Genomic DNA, 19,029 nt, shown 5'->3' with positions numbered 1-19,029 from the left:
TGGTGGGAGCGGCAGTCAGTTCGGGAACGGCGAGACCCCCCGCACCAAGCGTCCGGTGCGGGGGGTCTCGCTTGTGTTCGGCCGGGGACTTTGTCGGAGCACCCTGCCGAAGACCTGGTGGTGCTACGCCTGCGGTGCCGGTGGGCGCAGGCCGTTGACGCCCGCCCGCGCCGCGTCGAACCGGGCGGTGACGTCGGCCCAGTTGACGATGTTCCAGAGCCGGTCGATGTAGTCGACCTTCACGTTCTTGTACTGCAGGTAGTACGCGTGCTCCCAGGTGTCGAACACCAGCAGCGGCGTGGTGGCGATCGACAGGTTCGAGTGGTGGTCCTTGAGCTGCTGGGTGATCAGCCGCGAGCCGATCGGGTCCCAGGCCAGCACGCCCCAGCCGGAGCCCTGGATGGTGCCGGACACCGCGTTGAGCTGGGCGCGCAGCCCGTCGAACGAGCCGAAGTGCTCGTCGATGGCGGCGGCGAGCTCACCGGTCGGCTTGTCGCCGCCGTCCGGGCTGAGGTTGGTCCACCACTGGTTGTGCAGCGTGTGGCCCGCGAGGTTGAACGCGAGGGTCGTCTCCAGGCCGACGATGGAGCTGAAGTCGCCCTTGTCGCGCGCCTCCGCGATCTTCTCCAGCGTGTCGTTGGTGCCCTTGACGTACGCGGCGTGGTGCTTGCTGTGGTGGAGTTCGTTGATGTCGCCGATGATCACCGGCTCGAGCTGCCCGTAGTCGTAGTCGAGATCGGGCAAGACGTACGGAGCCACGTGCTCTCCTTGAGTTGATGCCAGTCAGTTCTAACTGCAACATACTGGCAAGAAGCCCGGCGCGTCGGGCGGGTCCACTCCTCGGTCACAGCTCCCAGGTGTGAACCGGCTCACCCGCGGCGCTCAGCTCGATGTAGCGGCGCAGCATCGTCGCCAGGGCGGCGTCGCGGTCGTACCCGTGTGCCTCCAGGTCGGCGACCACGGCGCGCTGCCAGGTCGACCCGGTCCGCCGCGCCAGGCAGCGCGCCTCGATCACGCCGAGGTAGCGCTCGCGGGACTCGTCGGACACCCCGCAGTCGCGCAGGCCCTCGTGCGCCATCGGCAGCAGCACCCGCAGCACCAGCTCGTCCGGCGGCACCCAGCCGATGCCCGGCCAGTACAGCTGCGCGTCGAAGGCGTGCCGCGCGCCCGCGTGCAGGTTCTCCTCCGCCGCCTGGAACGACATGCGCGTCCACAGTGGACGCTCTTCCGCGGTCAGCGCGCGCTGGGCGCCGTAGAAGAACGCCGCGTTGGCGATCAGGTCGACCACGGTCGGACCCGCGGGCAGCACCCGGTTCTCCACCCGCAGGTGCGGCACGTCGTTGAACACGTCGTAGACCGGCCGGTTCCACCGCCAGATCGTGCCGTTGTGCAGCCGCAGCTCGGCCAACCGCGGCGCGCGACCGGACTCCAGCGCCTCGAACGGGTCCTCGTCGTCGACTTCCGGGAGCAGGCCGGGGAAGTAGCGCACGTTCTCCTCGAACAGGTCGAAGATCGAGGTGATCCACCGCTCGCCGAACCACACCCTCGGTCGCACACCCTGGTTCTGCAGCTCCTGCGGCCGGGTGTCGGTCGCCTGCTGGAACAGCGGGATCCGGGTCTCGTGCCACAACGCCTTGCGCAGCAGGAAGGGCGAGTTCGCCGCGATCGCGACTTGGACGCCTGCAAGGCACTGCGCGGCGTTCCAGTTGGCCGCGAACTTCTCCGGCGGCACCTGCAGGTGCAGCTGCGCGGACGTGCACGCCGACTCGGCGAGGATGGAGTCCTGCAGGCACCGCAACCGCTCCGCGCGCTGACCGGGCAGCGGCACGCCTTCCATGTGCAGCAGCAGTTCCTCGCCGCGCAGGGCGAAGATCTGGTCGTTGAGCTTGCGGTAGCGCGGGTTCTGGGTCAGCCACCGGATGTCGAAGTGCTCGCTGCGCAGCGTCGGCAGCGTCCCGATCATCACGAGACTTGCTCCCGCGTCGCGCGCCTTGAGACCGGCGTCGGCCAGCGAGAGCCGCAGTTCGCGCTCGAGGTCGGTGGACTGCTCGTCGCGCAACGGGCGCGGCGGCACGTTGAGCTCCAGGTTGTGCTGGCCGAGTTCGGTCGTGTAGCACGGGTCGTTGATCTTCTCGAGGACCGTGCGGTTGAGCATGGCGGGCGCCAGCGCGTCGTCGACCAGGTTGAGCTCGATCTCCAGGCCCATCCTCGGGTGCTCGTCGGCGAAACCACCCTCGGCCAGCATGCGCTCCAGCGCGTCCAGGCACCGGCGCACCTTCTGGCGGTAGCGCTGCCGGTCTTCTCGGCTGAAAGCGTCGATTTTCACGTCTTGCCCCATGCCGCCCTCCCGTCTGGCCGGATCGGCGTCCGGCGCACGCGCGGGAGGCCAACGTTCGCACAGCCAACCCGGTCGGGCTAGCGCCCAAATTGGTGCAGTGCGTTATCTCGTCGTGACACAGAGCGAGCGGCGGGTGAGGGCGCTACCCGTTCGCCGCAGACGTGCGAGACTGCCCCCGTGGCGCAGGTGATCGAGGTGACCGACCCGGCGGACCCACGGCTGGACGACTTCCGCGACCTGTCGAGGGCCGACCGCCGCCCGGACCGACCGGGTGGTCGCGGCTTGGTCATCGCCGAGGGCGTCATCGTCGTGCGGCGGCTGCTCGCCTCCCCCTACCCGGTGCGCGCCCTGCTCGGGATCCGCCGCCGCGTCGAAGAACTAGCAGACGAGTTGGCCGGTATCGACGCGCCCGCCTACGTCGCCAGTGCCGAGGTCATGGCCGATGCGGTCGGGTTTCACCTGAACCGGGGCATCCTGGCCGCCGCCGACCGCGCGCCCGCCCCGGATCCGGTGCGCCTGGCCGAGAACGCGCGCACCCTCGCGGTCCTGGAGGGCGTCGGCGACCACGAGAACCTCGGCGCGCTGTTCCGCAACGCCGCCGCGCTCGGCGTCGACGGCGTCCTGCTCGGCCCCGGCTGCAGCGACCCGCTCTACCGGCGCAGCGTCCGGGTGTCGATGGGGCACGTCCTCGCGGTGCCCTTCGCCGAGCTCGAACCGTGGCCCGAAGGCCTGAAGTGGTTGCGCGACAGCGGGTTCCGCGTGCTCGCGCTCACCCCGGCGGCCGATGCGGTACCGCTGTCCGAGGCCGTGCGCGCCGACGAACGGGTGGCGGTGCTGCTCGGCTCGGAGGGCCCGGGGCTCACCGACGAGGCCATCGCCGCCGCCGACGTCGCCGCGCGCATCCCGATGTCGGGGGCGGTCGACTCGCTCAACGTGGCCACCGCAGCGGCGGTCGCCTTCTACGCGCTCGCAGAAAGGGGAACCGGTGGAACTGCGCGCCAGGGATGACCGCGCCATCCTCATCGGGGACGACGGCACCGGCGAGCGCGAGGTGGACCCGCACACCCTCGCCCTCGGCTCCGACCTGTCGACCGCGCTGCACGAGTGGGCCAAGGTCGCGGCCGCGCTGCGCCGGGGCACCGACGAGGACCCGGACCAGGCGGCGGAGCTGGTGACCAAGCGCGGCAGGCAACTCGCCGAGCGGGTCGCCGCCGTCATGGGCACCCCAGTCAGCTACGTGGATCCCCTGTCCGGAGAGGTGTCGACCGTGAACCCACCCGAGGTCATCGATGCTCCCGCCGCCGAGGAGACCGTCGTCGACGAGCCGACCCCGTGGGGTGTCGGCCTGTTGGTCGCGGGCTTCACCGGCGCGCTGGTGCTGTTCTCCGTGATCACCCTCGCGGTCACCCTGTACGAGACGAACCCGCTGCTCGCGGTCGCGTCGAACCTGGTCATCAGCGCGGGCCTGCTGCCCTCGGTCTGGTTGGCGCGCAAGGTGCCCACCTGGCGCTGGGTCGCGGTCGGCGTCGCGGCCGGGATCGGCCTGGGCTGGTTGACCCTGCCGTTCATCGTCTTCGGCTGATGGTCCGGACCACCGGCTAGGCCAGCGAGTCGCGCCACGCGTCGTGCAGCGCGGCGAAGTGGCCGGAGCCGGTGATCAGGTCGGCCGGGTCGCCGTCCTCGGTGACCCGCCCGTCGGTGACCACCAGGACCCGGTCGGCGATCAGCACCGTGGAGAGCCGGTGGGCGATGATCAGCGCGGTCCGGTCGGCCAGCACCGACTCCAACGCGCGCTGCACCACCCGCTCGGTCGGCAGGTCCAGGCTGGAGGTCGCCTCGTCGAGCACCAGCACCGCCGGGTCGGCCAGGAAGGCGCGGGCGAACGCGATCACCTGGCGCTGACCGGCGGAGAGCCGACCACCGCGCTTGCGCACGTCGGTGTCGTAGCCCTCCGGCAGCTCGCTGATGAACTCGTGCGCCCCGACCGCGCGGGCCGCCGACTCGATCTCGGCGCGCGAGGCCTCCGGTTTGCCGAGCGCGATGTTGTCGGCGACCGACCCGGAGAACAGGAAGTTCTCCTGGGTCACCATCACCACCGACCGGCGCAGCTCCACATCGGACACCTCGCGCAGGTCGACCCCGGCCAGCAGCACCTGCCCGGCGGTCGGGTCGTAGAACCGCGCCAGCAGCTTGGCGATGGTCGACTTGCCCGCGCCGGTCGGTCCGACCAGCGCGACCGTCTGCCCGGCGGGGATCGCCAGGTCCAGTTCCGGCAGCACGACCGGGGTGTCCGCCCGGTAGCGGAACTCGGTCCCGCTGAACTCGACCGGCAGCCCACCCCGGTGCGGCGGCAGTGCGCGTGGACGCTCCGGCTCGCGGACCGTCGGGTCTTCCTGCAACAGCCCGGAGATCTTCTCCAGCGCCGCGATCGCCGACGAGTACGCGGACGCGAACATCGCGACTTCGTCCAGCGGGTCGAACAGCCTGCGCAGGTACAGCGTGAACGCGGTCAGCACGCCCAGTTCCAGCGTCCCACCGGTCACCCGGAACGCGCCGACGGCCAGCACCGCGGCCAGCGACAGGTTGCCGACCAGCCGCACCGACATGATGAAGGTGGCGACCACGTCGAGCGAGTCGTGCGCCGAGGACCGCAGCCGGGTGTTCAGACCGTCCATGATGGACTTGTTGCGGCCCTCGCGGCGGAACGCCTGCACCGCGCGCATGCCGTTCATGGTCTCGACGTAGTGCACGATCACCGTGGCCGTCCGGCCGCTGACGCCGCGGTAGGCCTGGTTGGAGCGGCGCAGGAACCAGCGCGTCGCGAAGTACAGCGGCACCGAGGTGAGCAGCGTCAGCCCGGCCAGTTCCAGGTCGAGGGTCAGCAGCATGACGGTGATGCCCACGGCGGAGAGCACCGAGGTCATCAGGTTGTTGAGGCCGATCTCGAGCAGTTCGTTGAGCGAGTCGACGTCGGTGGTCTGCCGGGAGATGACCCGGCCCGAGGTGTAGGTCTCGTGGAAGGACAGCGACAGCCGCTGGGCGTGCCGGAACATCCGCTGCCGCAGGTCGAGCACCAGGTCCTGGCCGATCCGCCCGGATAGCACCAGGAACGCCGCGCCCAGCCCGGCGGTCGCCACGGAGCACGCCGCGTATGCGACCACGCACCACGCCAGCACGGTCGGGTCCCCGCGCAGCACGGCCGGGATGCCGGAGTCGATCACCACCGCGATCAGCAGCGGTCCGGCCAGCCGCGCCAGGTTCTCCACCACGACCATGGCCAGGCCGAGCGCCGCCCACCGCCGGTGCGGTCGCAGCAGCGATCCGAGCAGCGCCAGCGACCGGCGCTTGAGCTTGAGCCCGACCGCCCGGTCGACCTGCTCGGTGTCCTCGGCGGCGACGCCGCGCCACTGGTCGTCGGTCGACTGCTGGTCGGTCGGTGCGGTCACGACGCCACCTCGGCTCGGTCCTCATCCTCAGTGGACAGTTGGTCGCGGTAGGCGGCGGAGGTCTTGAGCAGGTGCTCGTGGGTGCCGACGGCGGCGATGCGGCCCTGGTGCAGCAGCGCGACCCGGTCGGCGAGCCGGACGGTGCTCGGCCGGTGCGCCACGACCAGCGCGGTCACCCCGGTGAGCACCGCGCGCAGCGCCCGCTCGACCTCGGCCTCGGTGTGCACGTCCAACGCCGAGAGCGGGTCGTCGAGCACCAGCACCTTCGGCCGACCGACCACGGCCCTGGCCAGCGCCAACCGCTGGCGCTGCCCGCCGGACAGCGACAAGCCCTCCTCGCCGATGCGGGTATCGAGCCCCCACGGCAACCGGTCGACGAACTCCTCGGCCTGCGCCACCCGCAGCGCCTCCCTGACCTGCTCGTCGGTCACCTCCGGCGCGCCGAGCGCCACGTTCTCCCGGACGCTCGCCGAGAACAGCACCGGTTCCTCGAAGGCCATCGCGACCACCGAGCGCAGGTCGGCCAACCGCAGGTCGCGCACGTCGACGCCGTCCACGCTCACCCGACCGCCGGACACGTCCGCCAGCCGGGGGACCAGCATCGCCAGCGTCGACTTGCCCGACCCGGTCGCCCCGACCAGGGCCACGGTCTCGCCCGGGCGCAACTCGAGGTCCACACTGGACAGCACATCGCGCTCGGCGCCCTCGTGGGCGAACCGGACCCCGTCGAACCGGACCGCGCCGACGCCGTCGGCGGGCAGCTCGCGCGGGCGCTCCGGATCGGTGATGGTCACCTCGGCCTCGCGGACCTCCCAGTACCGGGCGGCGGCGGTCTCGGTCTGGTTCGTCTCGGCCAGCAGCCACCCGATCGACTCCGTCGGCCAGCGCAGGTACGCGGTCACGGTGATCCCGGCGACCAGGGTGCCGACCGTCATCGACCCGTCGGCCACGCCGAACGCGCCGAACAGCAGCTGCGCCGCGATCCCCAGCTCCGGCAGCAGGACGATGCTGCCGGAGAGCACCGCGACCATCTTGACCTTGGCGATCTCGGTCCCGCGCAGCTCCCGCGCCTGGGCGGCGAAGTGCCTGGCCAGGTGCGGTCCGCGGCCGAACGCCTTGAGCACCCGGACGCCGAGCACCGACTCCTCGACCACCGTGGCCAGGTCGCCGCCCTGGTCCTGGGCCCGCCTGGTCAGCAGGGCGTACTTGGACTCGTACTGCGTCGAGACCACGACCAGCGGCGCGGCGCAGATCAGCGCGATCACCCCGAGCACCGGCGCCAGGACGAACAGCACGACCAGCCCGAGCACCAGCGTCACCGTGTTCACCACCAGGAAGATCCCGGAGAACGCGATGTAGCGGCGCAGCGTGGCCAGGTCGCTGACCGCGCGCGAGAGCAGCTGCCCGGACGGCCAGCGGTCGTGGAAGGAGATCGGCAGCCGCTGCAGGTGCGCGAACAGGTCGGCGCGCATCCGGGCCTCGATCGCCGTGCACGGCCCGGCCACCAGCCTGCGCCGCACGTAGAACATCAGTGCCTCGGCCGCGCCGAGCGCCGCGACGGCCAGCAGCAACCACACCAGCGGTCCGGTCTCGCGGCGGGCCACCGGGCCGTCCAGGATCTGTTGCAGCACCAGCGGGATCGCCAGCCCGCACACCATCGACCCCAGCACGGCCACCCCGGCCAGGGTGAGCCTCCCGCTGAAGGGCCGGAGGTAGGGAACGACCTTGCGCAGTGCCTTCATGGTCGGTGTCTGCTCCATCCGTCCCGGTCCGGGCCCCGACGGTAGCCACTCCGGTGCGGTGCGGGCATCCGAGTTTCGCCGCCGCCACCGGTGCCCGTGCGGCTCGCGGCGGGGCATCATGGGCGCATGCCCCGGCCAGAAACCGCCCGGTTCCTCCGCTCGGCGCCCACGATGGCGTACCCCGGCGGCCGCCTGCTCGCACTGCGCGGCACCGACGTCCACGTCCTGGCGCCCGACGGCTGGATCCACCTCGGCCACACCACACCCGCGGGCGCCACCTGGCTCACCCGCGACCTGGCCGAGCAGTGGTGCGCCGAATCCGGCACCGCACCCGAGGTGCTCGACGCGGTCCCCACCCGCTGAAACGCGAGGAGCGGCGCACCCCGGTGGGGTGCCGCCGCTCCTCGACCAGCGTTCGTGGCTACCCGCGGTTGGAGCGGGTGCCCAGGAGGACGTCTTCCCACGAGGGGACGATCGGCCTGGCCTTCTTCGCCTTGGGCCTGCGCGGCGGCTCGGACTTGCGGGCGGGCTCGTCGATCAGCGCGTCCTGCTCGGGGATCTCCGCCACCGGCTCGTCGGCCACCTGCTCGTCCTCCTCGACCTCCGGCACGGGCGCCGGTTCCGGGGTCAGCTCGAAGTCGGCCACGAAGTCCGGCTCGTCGTCGACCACCGGTGCCTGCGCGGCGGCCGGGACCGGGACGGGGGCGACCGGCGGCGCGAACACCGCGGCGTCCAGCTCCGGGTCCGGCTCCAGCTCGACCTGCGGCCGGGGGGCCTCCAGGTTGAGCGCGGCCTGGGCCAGCTCGGTCACCGGCCGCACCGTGCGCAGCGGCCGGTTCGGCTGGGGGTCGAGCAGGTCGTGGGCGTGCTCGTCGAGCGGTGACACCGTGCCGCCGTGCGCGCCGGGGTGGAACGACCAGTGCGCGCGGTTGAGCGAACGGCCCGCGGTCCACGAGATCTGGACCACCCACTTGCCGTCCTCGCCGCGCCACGAGTCCCACCCGGCCGCGGCGTAGTCCTGGCCGCGCAGGCCGAACGCGTGCGCGACGACCTCGCCGAGGGTTTGCAGGTCGGGGCCGTCCTCGCGGACGGGGTGCGCCCGCTGCGCCAGGTCCGCGGTGCGCGAGCGCTCCAGCAGGACCGGGTAGGCGAAGCGCTCGACCTTGTGCGCGGGGATACCCGCTGCCTCGCTCACCTGCTCGACGGACTCACCCGCGCGGATGCGGGTCTGGATCTCCCGAGGACGCATCTGGCTCTCCAGCTCGATCTCGATCTGGCCGAGTCGGGTGACGTCTCCGCGCGCGGCCGCACGCAGGCGCTCGTCGACCGGGAGCGTGAAGCGCTCGCCACGTGACGGGTCCTCGCAGATGACCGTCTTGCCGTCATCCGAGAGCCCGACGACCCGCAGCGCGCGCATCGCGAACCTCCCTGCGACCTGAGCGGACTTCACTCGCCAGCGTCCCACGGTAGATCGGCGTGGCGGTTTCCTGCGCTAGGCGCGCCGCGATCCCCGTGACATCTCGCCGTGATCTTGCCGTATCCAAGGCACTGCGCGCGACCGGGTTGGTGCAGCGTTCACCCGTTCGCGGGCGTGTTGGTGTGGTCTGGCGGGGCGGCGGTGACGCACGCGATGCGACCGGGCACGGAGCGGGTGCGCCAGGGGTGGCGCACCCGCGTCCAGGCCGGTTTCAGAGACGTTCGACGACCCAGTCGATGGCCGACGTGAGCGTCGTCACGTCCTCGGGGTCGATGGCCGGGAACATGGCCACCCGCAGCTGGTTGCGGCCGAGCTTGCGGTACGGCTCGACGTCGACGATGCCGTTCGCCCGCAGCGCCTTGGCCACCGCGGCGGCGTCGACCGAGTCGGCGAAGTCGATGGTCCCGACGACCTGGGAGCGGTGCGCGGGTTCGGCGACGTAGGGCGAGGTGTACTCCGTCTTCTCCGCCCACGTGTAGAGCCGGTCCGACGAGTCCTTGGTGCGCCCGACGGTCCACTCCAGACCGCCGTTGCCGTTCATCCAGTCCAGCTGCTCGGCGAGCAGGAACAGCGTGGCGATGGACGGCGTGTTGTAGGTCTGGTCCTTGACCGAGTTGTCCAGCGCGGTCGGCAGCGACAGGAACTCCGGCACCCACCGGTCGGACGCGCCGATCTCGGCGATCCGCTCCAGGGCCGCCGGGCTGACCAGCGCCAGCCACAGCCCGCCGTCGGCGGCGAAGGACTTCTGCGGCGCGAAGTAGTAGACGTCGAAGTCCTCGGCGCGCACCGGCAGGCCGCCCGCGCCGGAGGTGGCGTCGATGGCGACGAGCGCGCCGTCGGACCCGGCGGGCCGGACCACGGGCACCGCGACACCGGTCGAGGTCTCGTTGTGCGCCCAGCCGACCAGGTCCGCGCCGGACTGGTAGGCGATCTCCGGCGCGCTGCCCGGCTCGGCGGACACCACGATCGGGTCCTGCAGGAACGGCGCCTTCTTGTTCACCGTGGCGAACTTCGACGAGAACTCGCCGTAGGTGAACAGCTGCGCGCGCTCGCGGACCAGGCCGAACGCGGCGGCGTCCCAGAACGCGGTGGTGCCGCCGTTGCCGAGCACGACCTCGTAGCCGTCGGGCAGCGCGAACAGCTCGCGCAGACCGGACCGGACCCGGCCGACCAGGGACTTCACCGGCTTCTGGCGGTGCGAGGTGCCCAGCAGGGCGGCACCGGCACCGGCGAGCGCGGCGACCTGCTCGGGGCGGACCTTGGACGGTCCACACCCGAATCGGCCGTCGGCTGGGCGGAGGCCTGCCGGGAGTTCCAACGAGCTCGGATCGGCGGTCTGCGTCATCTGGGCGCCTTTCTCCTGGAAAGGGGGGTGACTGGGGACGACCCGGCGGCGTTGGCGGAGCGTGTGCGCCCCCAGTCTGGCACCCTCAGCCCTCGCGGGTTCGCCAGCCCTGCTCGTCCACCCCACCTGGGATCGATTCCGAGACCCCGTACGGCTCGCGGGTGAAGACGAACGTGGCGAGGTCCAGGTGGGTCGCCGCCCCCGACCCGTCGCGGTGCACCCGCAGGGTCTCGCCGGAGTAGTAGCCGTCCAGACCGGTGAAGGTGTCGCCGCCCTCGGGGCGGAACCGGGACTGGCGCCCGCGCCCGCTCACCGGAACCAGGCTGAGCCAGCCGTCCGGCAGCAGCTTGAGCACGTACGGGGTCGGGCCCCAGTGCCACTGCCCGGTCAGCGCGAGCAGCGCCGGGTCGGCCTCGACCAGCGGCTCCCACTCGGCGGGCAGCACCGGCTCGTGCTGCTCGGTCAGCTCGATCAGGTCGGCGGCGACCCCGCCGATGTTCACCCCGCCGGTCGAGTTGGCCATGATCACGCCGCCGGTGCCGGTCTTCGGGTCGACCAGGTTCATCGCCAGGAAGCCGGGCATCGACCCGCCGTGGCCGACCAGCCTGCGGCCGCCGACCTTGAGCACCTGCAGGCCGAGGCCGTAGCCCGACGCCCAGGTCGCGTCGTCGTCGATGTGCGCCGGTTCGCGCATCTCGGCGACGGTGTCGGGGCTGAGCACGTCGCCGGTGTCGCCGCCGACGAACCGGTTCCAGCGGGCCAGGTCGAGCACGCTGCACCACAGCTGACCGGCGGGGGCCATCGCGACCGCGTCCGGGGTGGGCTCGTGCAGCAGGACGTCCGCGTACGGGTGCACGGCCCAGCCGGTCGCGGCGGGCGCGATCGGGTGCGGGGTGGTGCGGTTGAGCTCGAGCGGCTTGAGGATCTCGGCCTCGAGCACCTCCAGCCAGCTCGCCCCGCGCAGCCGGGCGACCAGCTCGCCGAGCACGCCGTAGCCGACGTTGCTGTAGTGGAACTTCGCGCCGGGGCGGTGCCGCAGCGCGTCGGTGGCCAGGCTCTTGTCCAGCGCGGCGAAGTCCGCGCCCTCGGCGCGCTCCCACCACGTGCCCGGCGATTCGGACGTCAGGCCGCTGGTGTGCGCCAGCAGCTGGGCGATGGTCACCGCGCCGATCGCGGTGCCCGGCACGTGCTTGTCCAGCGGGTCGTTGAGGTCGAGCCTGCCCTCGTCGCGCAACCGCATGACCAGCGCGGCGACGAACGACTTGGTGATGGACCCGATCCGGTACTGGGTCTCGGTCGTGGGGGTCGACCCGTCGACCTTGCCCCGCGCGCCGGTCCAGACGAGCTCGTGGCCCCGGACGACGGCCGCCACGAGCGAGGGCGCCCGGCTCTCGGCCTGTTCGACCGCGATCCGGCGCAGCAGCGCGTTCTCAGTGGTGTGCAGCATGAACGAAATTGTGCGTCATAACTCAACCCAATAAGCCTCGGGCCATGGCCGTCGTGACCGCGGCGGTGCGGTCGGATACGTCGAGTTTCGTGAATGTGCGCAACAGGTGGGTTTTCACGGTGGCCTCGCTGATGTGCAGGGATGCCCCGATCTCGGCGTTCGTCAGCCCTTTCGCCACCAATCCGAGTACCTGGATCTCCCTACCGGAAAGCGCCTGTTTGGCGGGTTGACGAACCTGTCGGACCAATCTTCCGGCTACGGAGGGTGCGAGTACCGTCTCGCCGCGGTTGGCCGCGCGAACCGCGCCCGCCAATTCCGAGCGGGAGGCGTCTTTGAGCAGATATCCCGAAGCGCCCGCCTCGACCGCGCGCAGGATGTCCGAATCGGTCTCGTAGGTCGTGAGCACCACGACCCGGCTCGGTCCGCCCGCCGCGACGATCCGCTCGGTCGCGCCGACCCCGTCGAGGCCGGGCATCCGCAGGTCCATCAGCACCACGGCCGGGCGCAGCAGGGCGACAACGGCGACCGCCTCGGCGCCGGACCCGGCCTCGCCGACCACGCTCAGGTCCGGTTCGGCCTCCAGCATCCCGCGCAGCCCCTCGCGCACCACCGGGTGGTCGTCGACGAGGACGATCGTGATCACGTCGGTCACGTGGGTACCTCCACGGTCAGCGTGGTGCCCGCCCCTGGCGCGCTGTGCACCGAGACCGTGCCCGCGACCTGCTCGGCGCGCGCCCGCATCCCCCGCAGACCGTAGCCGTCCGCGGGCGCGGCCGGGTCGAACCCGACCCCGTCGTCGGTCACCGCGAGGGTGACCCCCGACGGTGTGTGTCTGATGTCGACGGTCACCGAGGCGGCACCCGAGTGTCTACGGATGTTGGCCATCGCTTCCTGGGCCGCGCGCAGCAGCACCACCTCGACCCCGGTCGGCAACCCGGACGCGTCGCCCTCGGTGTGGAAGGCCACCTCGATGCCCGCCTCCGCGCGGAGCCGCTCGGCCAGCCGCTGCACCGCCTCGGTCAGCGTCGCGGCGTCCAGCGCGCTCGGCTGCAGGGCCGCCACCAGCGCCCGCGCCTCGGCCAGGTTCTCCCGCGCCGTGCGCGCCGCCAGGTCGAGCGCGTGCCGCACCTTCGCGCTGTCGCGGTCCACTTCGGACTCGGCGGCCTGCACCAGCGTCACGATGCTGGTGAACCCCTGCGCCAGCGTGTCGTGGATCTCGCCTGCCAGCCTGGTCCGCTCCTGGGCCACCCCGGCCCGGTGCGAGAGCGCCGCGACCTCGGCCCGGCTGGCCTCAAGTTCGGTGATCAGCGCCGCCCGCTCGTGGCTCTGCGCGACCACCCGGTGCACGTAGGTCCCGATCAGCAGCGACAGCGACAACCCGAGGAACGAGGTCGGCAGCTGGTCGAGCCACTCGTGCGCCATCCCGGAGCGCAGCTGGCCGAGCACCGGCGGCAGCACGTTGAGCAGCACCACCAGCGGGGCGGCCACCGGCAGCGGCAGCGCCATGAAGATCAGCGGGCACATGACGAACAGCAGGAAGGTGCTGTTCCCGACGAACCAGACGGCGGTCAGGAACAGCGCCATCGACACCGCGGCGAACACCACCGCGGGCCCGCGCTCCTCGCGCATGATCGCGTGCCGCCTGCCGTAGAGCACGTAGAACAGGGCGAGGGCGGCCATCGCGACCGCCGAGGCGACCCGGTCGGCTGCGCTGGCGTGGCTCAGCAGCACCAGCGCGGTGACGAACACGTACCCCACCGCGAAGTACAGGTCCCACGTCCAGAAGCTCTGCGTGCTCGCCTCGGTGTGGTGCCGCTGAGCGCGTTCCACCGCGACCCCGTCCTCTCGTCCCGGTCCGGACCTCAGCCCGCCTTGCGCTCGGTCCACCGGAAGGTCAGCAGGCACAGCAGCAGCCCGACGACGCACCACGCGCCGAGCACGAGCGCCACCACCGGCAGTTCCCACGACCCAGCCACCTCTCCGACGGCCATCGAGTCCGGCAGCAGCACCGACCGGAAGCCCTGCCCCATCCAGCGGACCGGGAAGAACGCCGCGACCTTGACCATCACGTCCGGCAGCGAGCTTATGGCGACGAAGACACCCGAGGTGAACTGCAGCGCGATGACCGGGAGGTTGAGCACCGTGGCGGCGTTCTTGCCGGACTTGGCCAGCCCGCTCGCCGCGATCCCCACCAGGGTGCAGGCGATCACCGACAGCAGCAGGATCCAACCGAAGGTCAGCCAGGTCGACGGCGCCGTCGGCAGCTCCAGGCCGAACGCCACCACGCCGACCGCCAGCAGCAGCGCGACCTCGGCGACGGTGGCCACCGCGACCAGGATGATCTTGCCGATGAAGTAGGCGCTCGCGGTGATCGGCGTGCCGCGCAGCCGCTTGAGCGTGCCGTCCTCGCGGTCGGCCGCGATGCCGACGCCGACGCTGGTGAACGCGGTGTTGAGGATGCCGTAGGCGATCATGCTGGCGGCGAACACCTGGCTCATCGACGCCCCGCCGGGCATCGCCTCGCCGGTGTCGAAGATGGACCCGAGCAGCAGCAGGACGAACGCCGGGAAGGAGAAGGTGAAGATCACCGCTTCTTTGGAGCGGAAGAACATCTTCACCTCGGCCGCGCCCCGAGCCAGCCCGTTGGCCAGGGTGGACGGGAGCGGTGCCGCCGGGCGGGCCTGCGGCCTCGGGCGCGCGGTGGTCGTGGTCATGCCTTCGCTCCGATCAGGTTCAGGTAGACGTCCTCGAGGCTGGGCTGGCGCACCTGCAGCTCGCTGACGCGCCCCCGGGCGGCGAGCTCGGTCACCGCGCGCACCGGGTCGGTGGTGTTGAGGTGGTGCTGGCCGCCCGCGTCCACCCAGGACACCGTCGCGGGCGCGCGGTCGCGGCCACCGACGGTGCGCGGGGTCCCCTCGGCGACGATCCGCCCCGCCGCGATCACCGCGAGCCTGCCTGCCAGGGCCTCAGCCTCGTCGAGGTAGTGGGTCGTGAGCAGGATGGTCGTGCCCTCCGCCGCCAGCGAGCGCACCAGGTCCCAGAACTGCCTGCGCACCTCGGGGTCGAAGCCGGTCGTCGGCTCGTCCAGGAACAGCAGCTTGGGCCTGCCGACGATGCCGAGCGCCACGTCCACCCGGCGCCGCTGCCCACCCGAGAGCGAGCTGATCCTGGCGCCCGCCTTCTCGGTGAGCCCGCACAGGTCGATGACCTCGTCGACGCCGCGCGGGTCCGGGTAGTACCCGGCGAACTGCCCGACCATCTCGCGCACGGTCAGGTCGGCCGCGTCGGTCGCGGTCTGCAGCACGATGCCGATGTCGGCCCGCCAGCGCCGGTCTGCGGTGGCCGGGTCGACGCCGAGCACCCGCACCTCGCCGCCGTCGCGCCGCCGGTGGCCCTCGAGGATCTCGGTCGTGGTGGTCTTCCCGGCGCCGTTGGGGCCGAGCAGGGCGAACACCTCGCCCTCGGCGACGGTCAGGTCGACCCCCGCGACAGCGGTGTGACCGCCGTAGGTCTTGCGCAACCCGCGCACTTCGATCGCGTTCATGCCAGCAATGCTGCGCCGGTGCGCGGTCGGGCACGACGATCGAGCGACTGAACCCGGCTGTCCACCGGACGGTGGACAGCTGTCCTACGACCGGGTGGTCTCGGCCTCGGGCTCCGGGGTGGGCGCGGGGGTGAACCGGAACTTCCAGAACGACGGCAGCCACGCCACGGTGGCCACAGTCAGCACGATCACCAGGACACCACCGGCGGTGGCCGCGACCGCCGTGCTCGTCGCCGCCGCGCCCCAGCCGTGCACCAGGTCGGCGATGCGCGGACCACCGGCCACGACCACGGTGAACACGCCCTGCATCCGACCGCGCATCTCGTCGGTCGCCTCGGTCTGCAGCATCGAACTGCGGTGCACCGCGCTGATCAGGTCGGCCCCGCCGCCGATGGCCAGGAAGATGACAGCGAGCAGCAGCGAGCCGGTCAGGCCGAAGGCGGTCATCGCCAGCCCCCAGCCGATGATCGACACCGTGATGACCGCGCCCTGCCTGCGGATGCGGGCGAAGGCGCCGGAGAACAGGCCGAAGAGCGCGGAGCCGATCGGGATCGCCGCGTAGAGCCAACCGAGCGCCGCGCCGCCGCCCGGCGGGTCGCCGAAGGTGCGCTCGGCCATCTCCGGGAACAACGCGCGCGGCATCCCGGCGACCATCGCGATGATGTCGACCAGGAAGGACACCAGCAGCAGCTTCTTGAGCGACAGGTAGCGGAACCCGTCGGCGATGTCGCGCAGCCCCGCCTTGCGCGAGGACCCGGCACTCGGCGCGATCGGCGGGAGGAAGTACACCGAGGCGAAGGCGATGGTGAGCGCGACCGTGTCAATAAGGTACAAAGTGGACAGACCGAGCAGCGGGATCAGCGACCCGGCCAGCAGCGGGCCGAAGACCATGCCGAAGGTGAACGTGGTGAAGCTGAGCGCGTTGGCCGGTGGCAACAGCTCCGGCGGCACCACCCTGGCCACGGCCGCGCTGCGGGCGGGCATGTTCACCGCGACGAACGCCTGTTGCAGCCCCAGCAGCACGAGCACCACGGCCACCGACCTGACGCTCGCGAACGCCTGCAACCACAGCAGCCCGGAGGTCACCGCGACGCCCAGGTTGCTGTAGAGCATGACCTTGCGCCGGTCCAGGGCGTCGGCGATCGCCCCGCCCCACAGCCCGAACACCAGCAGCGGCACCAACCCGACCGCGCCGGTCAACCCGACGTAGCCCGACGAGCCGGTCAGGTCGTAGACCTGCTTGGGCACCGCGACCGCCGTCAGTTGGCTGCCGACCGCGGTGACCACGGTCGACACCCACAACCGGCGGTACTCGCGGATCCGCAGCGGCCGCGTGTCGATGACGACCTTGCCAAGGACGCCGCGGATCCGGCCGCGGCGCGCGGGACCCTCCGTCTCGGTGCTCACGAACGGTGAGCTTAGGCCTGCTAAGCAACTGCGGGCTTGTGATTTAGCGCCCGGCTCACGGACCGAGACGCTCGACCTTCCAGCCGTCCCGGTTGAGCTTGAAGCGCAGCCGGTCGTGCATCCGGTCCCGGCGCCCCTGCCAGAACTCCACGACCTCCGGCACGATCCGCCAGCCACCCCAGTGCGGCGGCACCGGCACGGTCTCCGCGTCGGCGAACCGGCGCTCCACATTGGCCAGTGCGGCCTCCAGCGAACCCCGCCCGCTCACCACGATCGACTGCGGCGACGCCCACGCGCCCAGCTGCGAGCCGCGCGGCCGCTTGGCCCAGTACGCGGCGGTCTCGGCCGGGCTGACCTTCTCCACGGTGCCGCGAACGCTCGCCTGCCGGTGCAGCCCGTACCAGGGGAAGGTGGCCGACGCGGCCCTCGTCGCCATCAGGTCGTGGCTCTTGGTGGAGGTGTAGTTGGTGAAGAACACCAGCCCGCGCGCGTCGAGCCCCTTGGCGAGCACGGTGCGCGACGACGGGTACCCGTCGACGCCCGCGGTGGCCAGGACCATGGCGTTGGGCTCGGCGAGCCCGGCCTGCTTCGCGTCGTCGAGCCAGTTCTGCAGCTGGTCGTGCCAGGTCGCGGCGAGGTCGCTCTCCTGCAGGTCGCCGTGCTCGTAGGCCACCCGCATGGTCGGAAGGTCCAGGACGATCTCGCCGTCAGCCATACCGCATCTCTCCTCAACCGAAGGCGCCGGGGGCCACTTGACGGTACGGGGAATCCAGGTGAACGGAAACCGCCCGCACGGTGACAGCCGACACCACGGGGGCGGCACTGGCGGCACCCGACAATCTGGATCGTTTCACTGGATCGTGACCGAAGACACCGGTGTGAACGATTGCTAACCCCAGGGGTGAGGAGCATCGTGTGCGAAAAGCCGTGCAGTGGTGCCCGGCGTGGGCGATCTGCCTCGAATGCGCCGCTGCCGACGCGAACCCGCGGGACCCGTCGTGGACATGGCGTGAAAGGCGAGGCACATGCACAACGCGGTGCAGGACATCCAGCAGAACGCACCCGCCGCCGAACCGGATGACGGTTTCCGGCCCGGTCTCGAGGGCGTGGTCGCCTTCCGCACCGAGATCGCCGAACCGGACCGCGACGGCGGCGCGCTGCGCTACCGGGGCGTGGACATCGAGGACCTGGCTGGCAAGGTCACCTTCGGCGACGTCTGGGCGCTGCTGGTCGACGGCCGCTTCGGCTCCGGTCTGCCGCCCGCCGAGCCGTTCCCGCTGCCCGTGCACTCCGGTGACGTCCGCGTCGACGTGCAGGCCGGGCTGGCCATGCTCGCCCCGATCTGGGGCTACCGGCCGCTGCTCGACATCTCCGACGAGGAGGCCCGCGAGCAGCTGGCCCGCGCGTCGGTCATGGCGCTGTCCTATGTGGCCCAGTCGGCGCGCGGCATCCACCAGCCCGCCGTGCCGCAGCGCCGCATCGACGAGTGCCACACCATCACCGAGCGGTTCATGACCCGCTGGCGCGGTGAGCCCGACCCCGCGCACATCGCCGCCATCGACGCCTACTGGGTGTCGGCCGCCGAGCACGGCCTCAACGCCTCCACCTTCACCGCCCGCGTCATCGCCTCCACCGGCGCCGACGTCGCGGCCGCGCTCTCCGGTGCCATCGGCGCCATGTCCGGCCCGCTGCACGGCGGCGCCCCGGCCAGGGTGCTGCCGATGATCGCCGAGGTCGAGCGCTCCGGTGACCCGCGCGGCTTCGTCCGCGGCCTGCTCGACCGCAAGGAACGGCTGATGGGCTTCGGCCACCGGGTCTACCGCGCCGAGGACCCCCGCGCCCGTGTGCTGCGCCGCACCTGCCAGGAGCTGGGTGCCGAGCGCTACGAGGCCGCCGCCGCGCTGGAGCAGGCCGCCCTTGCCGAGCTGCGCGAGCGCCGCCCGGACCGCGCCATCGAGACCAACGTCGAGTTCTGGGCCGCGGTCATCCTGGACTTCGCCCAGGTCCCGCCGCACATGATGCCCGCCATGTTCACCTGCGCCAGGACCGCCGGGTGGTGCGCGCACATCATGGAGCAGAAGCGCACCGGCAGGTTGGTCCGCCCGGCGGCCAAGTACGTCGGCCCGGCGCCGCGCGGCCCGCAGGACATCGAGGGCTGGGACACCATCGCCTGAGCCGGTGCCAGTCGTGTGTGGAGGCGGGTTCCCGGTCCGGGGACCCGCCTTCCGCGTGTCACCCACACCGGTGAGATCGGTGGGTGTCCAGTCGGGATCGACCCGCCCG

The 19,029-nt window shown here is 71.9% G+C and carries 17 protein-coding genes; 4 read left to right on the top strand and 13 right to left on the bottom strand.

Annotation, left to right across the window (positions count from 1 at the left end; translation table 11 throughout):
• Nucleotides 1-123 precede the first annotated feature (123 nt).
• Both LV79_RS02255 and LV79_RS02250 read right to left on the bottom strand, forming a co-directional pair.
• Nucleotides 124-759 carry a superoxide dismutase gene (locus tag LV79_RS02255; RefSeq protein WP_253831519.1) on the bottom strand — a complete coding sequence of 212 codons (636 nt, stop codon included), beginning with the start codon at nt 757-759 and terminating at the stop codon, nt 124-126.
• A gap of 85 nt (nt 760-844) precedes the next feature.
• Nucleotides 845-2,338, bottom strand: a complete 1,494-nt coding sequence (locus tag LV79_RS02250) for a glutamate-cysteine ligase family protein (protein WP_253831517.1) — start codon at nt 2,336-2,338, stop codon at nt 845-847.
• A 177-nt stretch (nt 2,339-2,515) separates the two neighbouring features.
• Between LV79_RS02250 and LV79_RS02245 the strand changes: the two genes are divergently transcribed.
• Nucleotides 2,516-3,346 (top strand): TrmH family RNA methyltransferase, encoded by an 831-nt coding sequence (locus LV79_RS02245; RefSeq protein ID WP_253831515.1) that lies wholly within the window; start codon nt 2,516-2,518, stop codon nt 3,344-3,346.
• Complete coding sequence (locus tag LV79_RS02240; protein ID WP_253831514.1) at nt 3,324-3,920, top strand: DUF2537 domain-containing protein; 597 nt, start codon at nt 3,324-3,326, stop codon at nt 3,918-3,920. The genes LV79_RS02245 and LV79_RS02240 overlap by 23 nt, the downstream gene beginning before the upstream one ends.
• A gap of 16 nt (nt 3,921-3,936) precedes the next feature.
• Here the strand turns inward: LV79_RS02240 and LV79_RS02235 are convergent, their stop codons facing one another.
• Nucleotides 3,937-5,784, bottom strand: a complete 1,848-nt coding sequence (locus LV79_RS02235) for an ABC transporter ATP-binding protein (RefSeq protein ID WP_253831513.1) — start codon at nt 5,782-5,784, stop codon at nt 3,937-3,939.
• A complete protein-coding gene (locus tag LV79_RS02230) occupies nt 5,781-7,544 on the bottom strand; it encodes an ABC transporter ATP-binding protein (RefSeq protein WP_253831512.1) in 1,764 nt (587 codons plus the stop codon). Before LV79_RS02230 ends, LV79_RS02235 begins: the two co-directional genes overlap by 4 nt.
• A gap of 108 nt (nt 7,545-7,652) precedes the next feature.
• Here LV79_RS02230 and LV79_RS02225 point away from each other — a divergent pair, with 108 nt between their 5' ends.
• Nucleotides 7,653-7,889 carry a hypothetical protein gene (locus LV79_RS02225; RefSeq protein ID WP_253831511.1) on the top strand — a complete coding sequence of 79 codons (237 nt, stop codon included), beginning with the start codon at nt 7,653-7,655 and terminating at the stop codon, nt 7,887-7,889.
• A gap of 58 nt (nt 7,890-7,947) precedes the next feature.
• On the opposite strand, the gene sepH is transcribed toward LV79_RS02225, so the two are convergent.
• The 9 genes from sepH to pdxH form a co-directional block, all read right to left on the bottom strand.
• Nucleotides 7,948-8,943, bottom strand: coding sequence for a septation protein SepH (sepH, locus tag LV79_RS02220; protein ID WP_253831510.1), 996 nt, complete (start codon nt 8,941-8,943; stop codon nt 7,948-7,950).
• Nucleotides 8,944-9,214: 271 nt separating this feature from the next.
• Nucleotides 9,215-10,348 carry a phosphoserine transaminase gene (serC, locus tag LV79_RS02215; protein WP_253831509.1) on the bottom strand — a complete coding sequence of 378 codons (1,134 nt, stop codon included), beginning with the start codon at nt 10,346-10,348 and terminating at the stop codon, nt 9,215-9,217.
• A gap of 85 nt (nt 10,349-10,433) precedes the next feature.
• Entirely contained in the window at nt 10,434-11,795 is a 1,362-nt protein-coding gene (locus LV79_RS02210) for a serine hydrolase domain-containing protein (RefSeq protein ID WP_253831508.1), read from the bottom strand.
• Between the two features lie 22 nt (nt 11,796-11,817).
• Nucleotides 11,818-12,438 (bottom strand): response regulator, encoded by a 621-nt coding sequence (locus LV79_RS02205; protein ID WP_253835689.1) that lies wholly within the window; start codon nt 12,436-12,438, stop codon nt 11,818-11,820.
• A gap of 5 nt (nt 12,439-12,443) precedes the next feature.
• On the bottom strand, nt 12,444-13,625 hold the full coding sequence (locus LV79_RS02200; protein ID WP_253831507.1) for a sensor histidine kinase: 1,182 nt from the start codon (nt 13,623-13,625) through the stop codon (nt 12,444-12,446).
• A gap of 32 nt (nt 13,626-13,657) precedes the next feature.
• A complete protein-coding gene (locus LV79_RS02195) occupies nt 13,658-14,509 on the bottom strand; it encodes an ABC transporter permease (protein ID WP_253831506.1) in 852 nt (283 codons plus the stop codon).
• Nucleotides 14,506-15,339 (bottom strand): ABC transporter ATP-binding protein, encoded by an 834-nt coding sequence (locus tag LV79_RS02190; protein ID WP_253831505.1) that lies wholly within the window; start codon nt 15,337-15,339, stop codon nt 14,506-14,508. The genes LV79_RS02195 and LV79_RS02190 overlap by 4 nt, the downstream gene beginning before the upstream one ends.
• Before the next feature lie 84 nt (nt 15,340-15,423).
• Nucleotides 15,424-16,746: an MFS transporter gene (locus LV79_RS02185; protein WP_253831504.1), complete on the bottom strand. Its 1,323-nt coding sequence runs from the start codon at nt 16,744-16,746 to the stop codon at nt 15,424-15,426.
• A 55-nt stretch (nt 16,747-16,801) separates the two neighbouring features.
• Entirely contained in the window at nt 16,802-17,461 is a 660-nt protein-coding gene (pdxH, locus tag LV79_RS02180) for a pyridoxamine 5'-phosphate oxidase (RefSeq protein WP_253831503.1), read from the bottom strand.
• Between the two features lie 310 nt (nt 17,462-17,771).
• On the opposite strand from pdxH, the gene LV79_RS02175 reads away from it, so the two are divergent.
• The gene (locus LV79_RS02175; protein ID WP_253831502.1) at nt 17,772-18,920 is read left to right on the top strand and encodes a citrate synthase 2; all 1,149 of its coding nucleotides are present in this window, start codon (nt 17,772-17,774) and stop codon (nt 18,918-18,920) included.
• The last annotated feature ends 109 nt before the right edge of the window (nt 18,921-19,029 follow it).

It is taken from the genome of Actinokineospora globicatena (genome assembly GCF_024171945.1).
GTDB lineage: Bacteria > Actinomycetota > Actinomycetes > Mycobacteriales > Pseudonocardiaceae > Actinokineospora > Actinokineospora globicatena.
The sequence above is the reverse complement of the archived record's forward strand: the minus strand, read 5'-3'. Positions and strand labels throughout refer to the sequence as shown.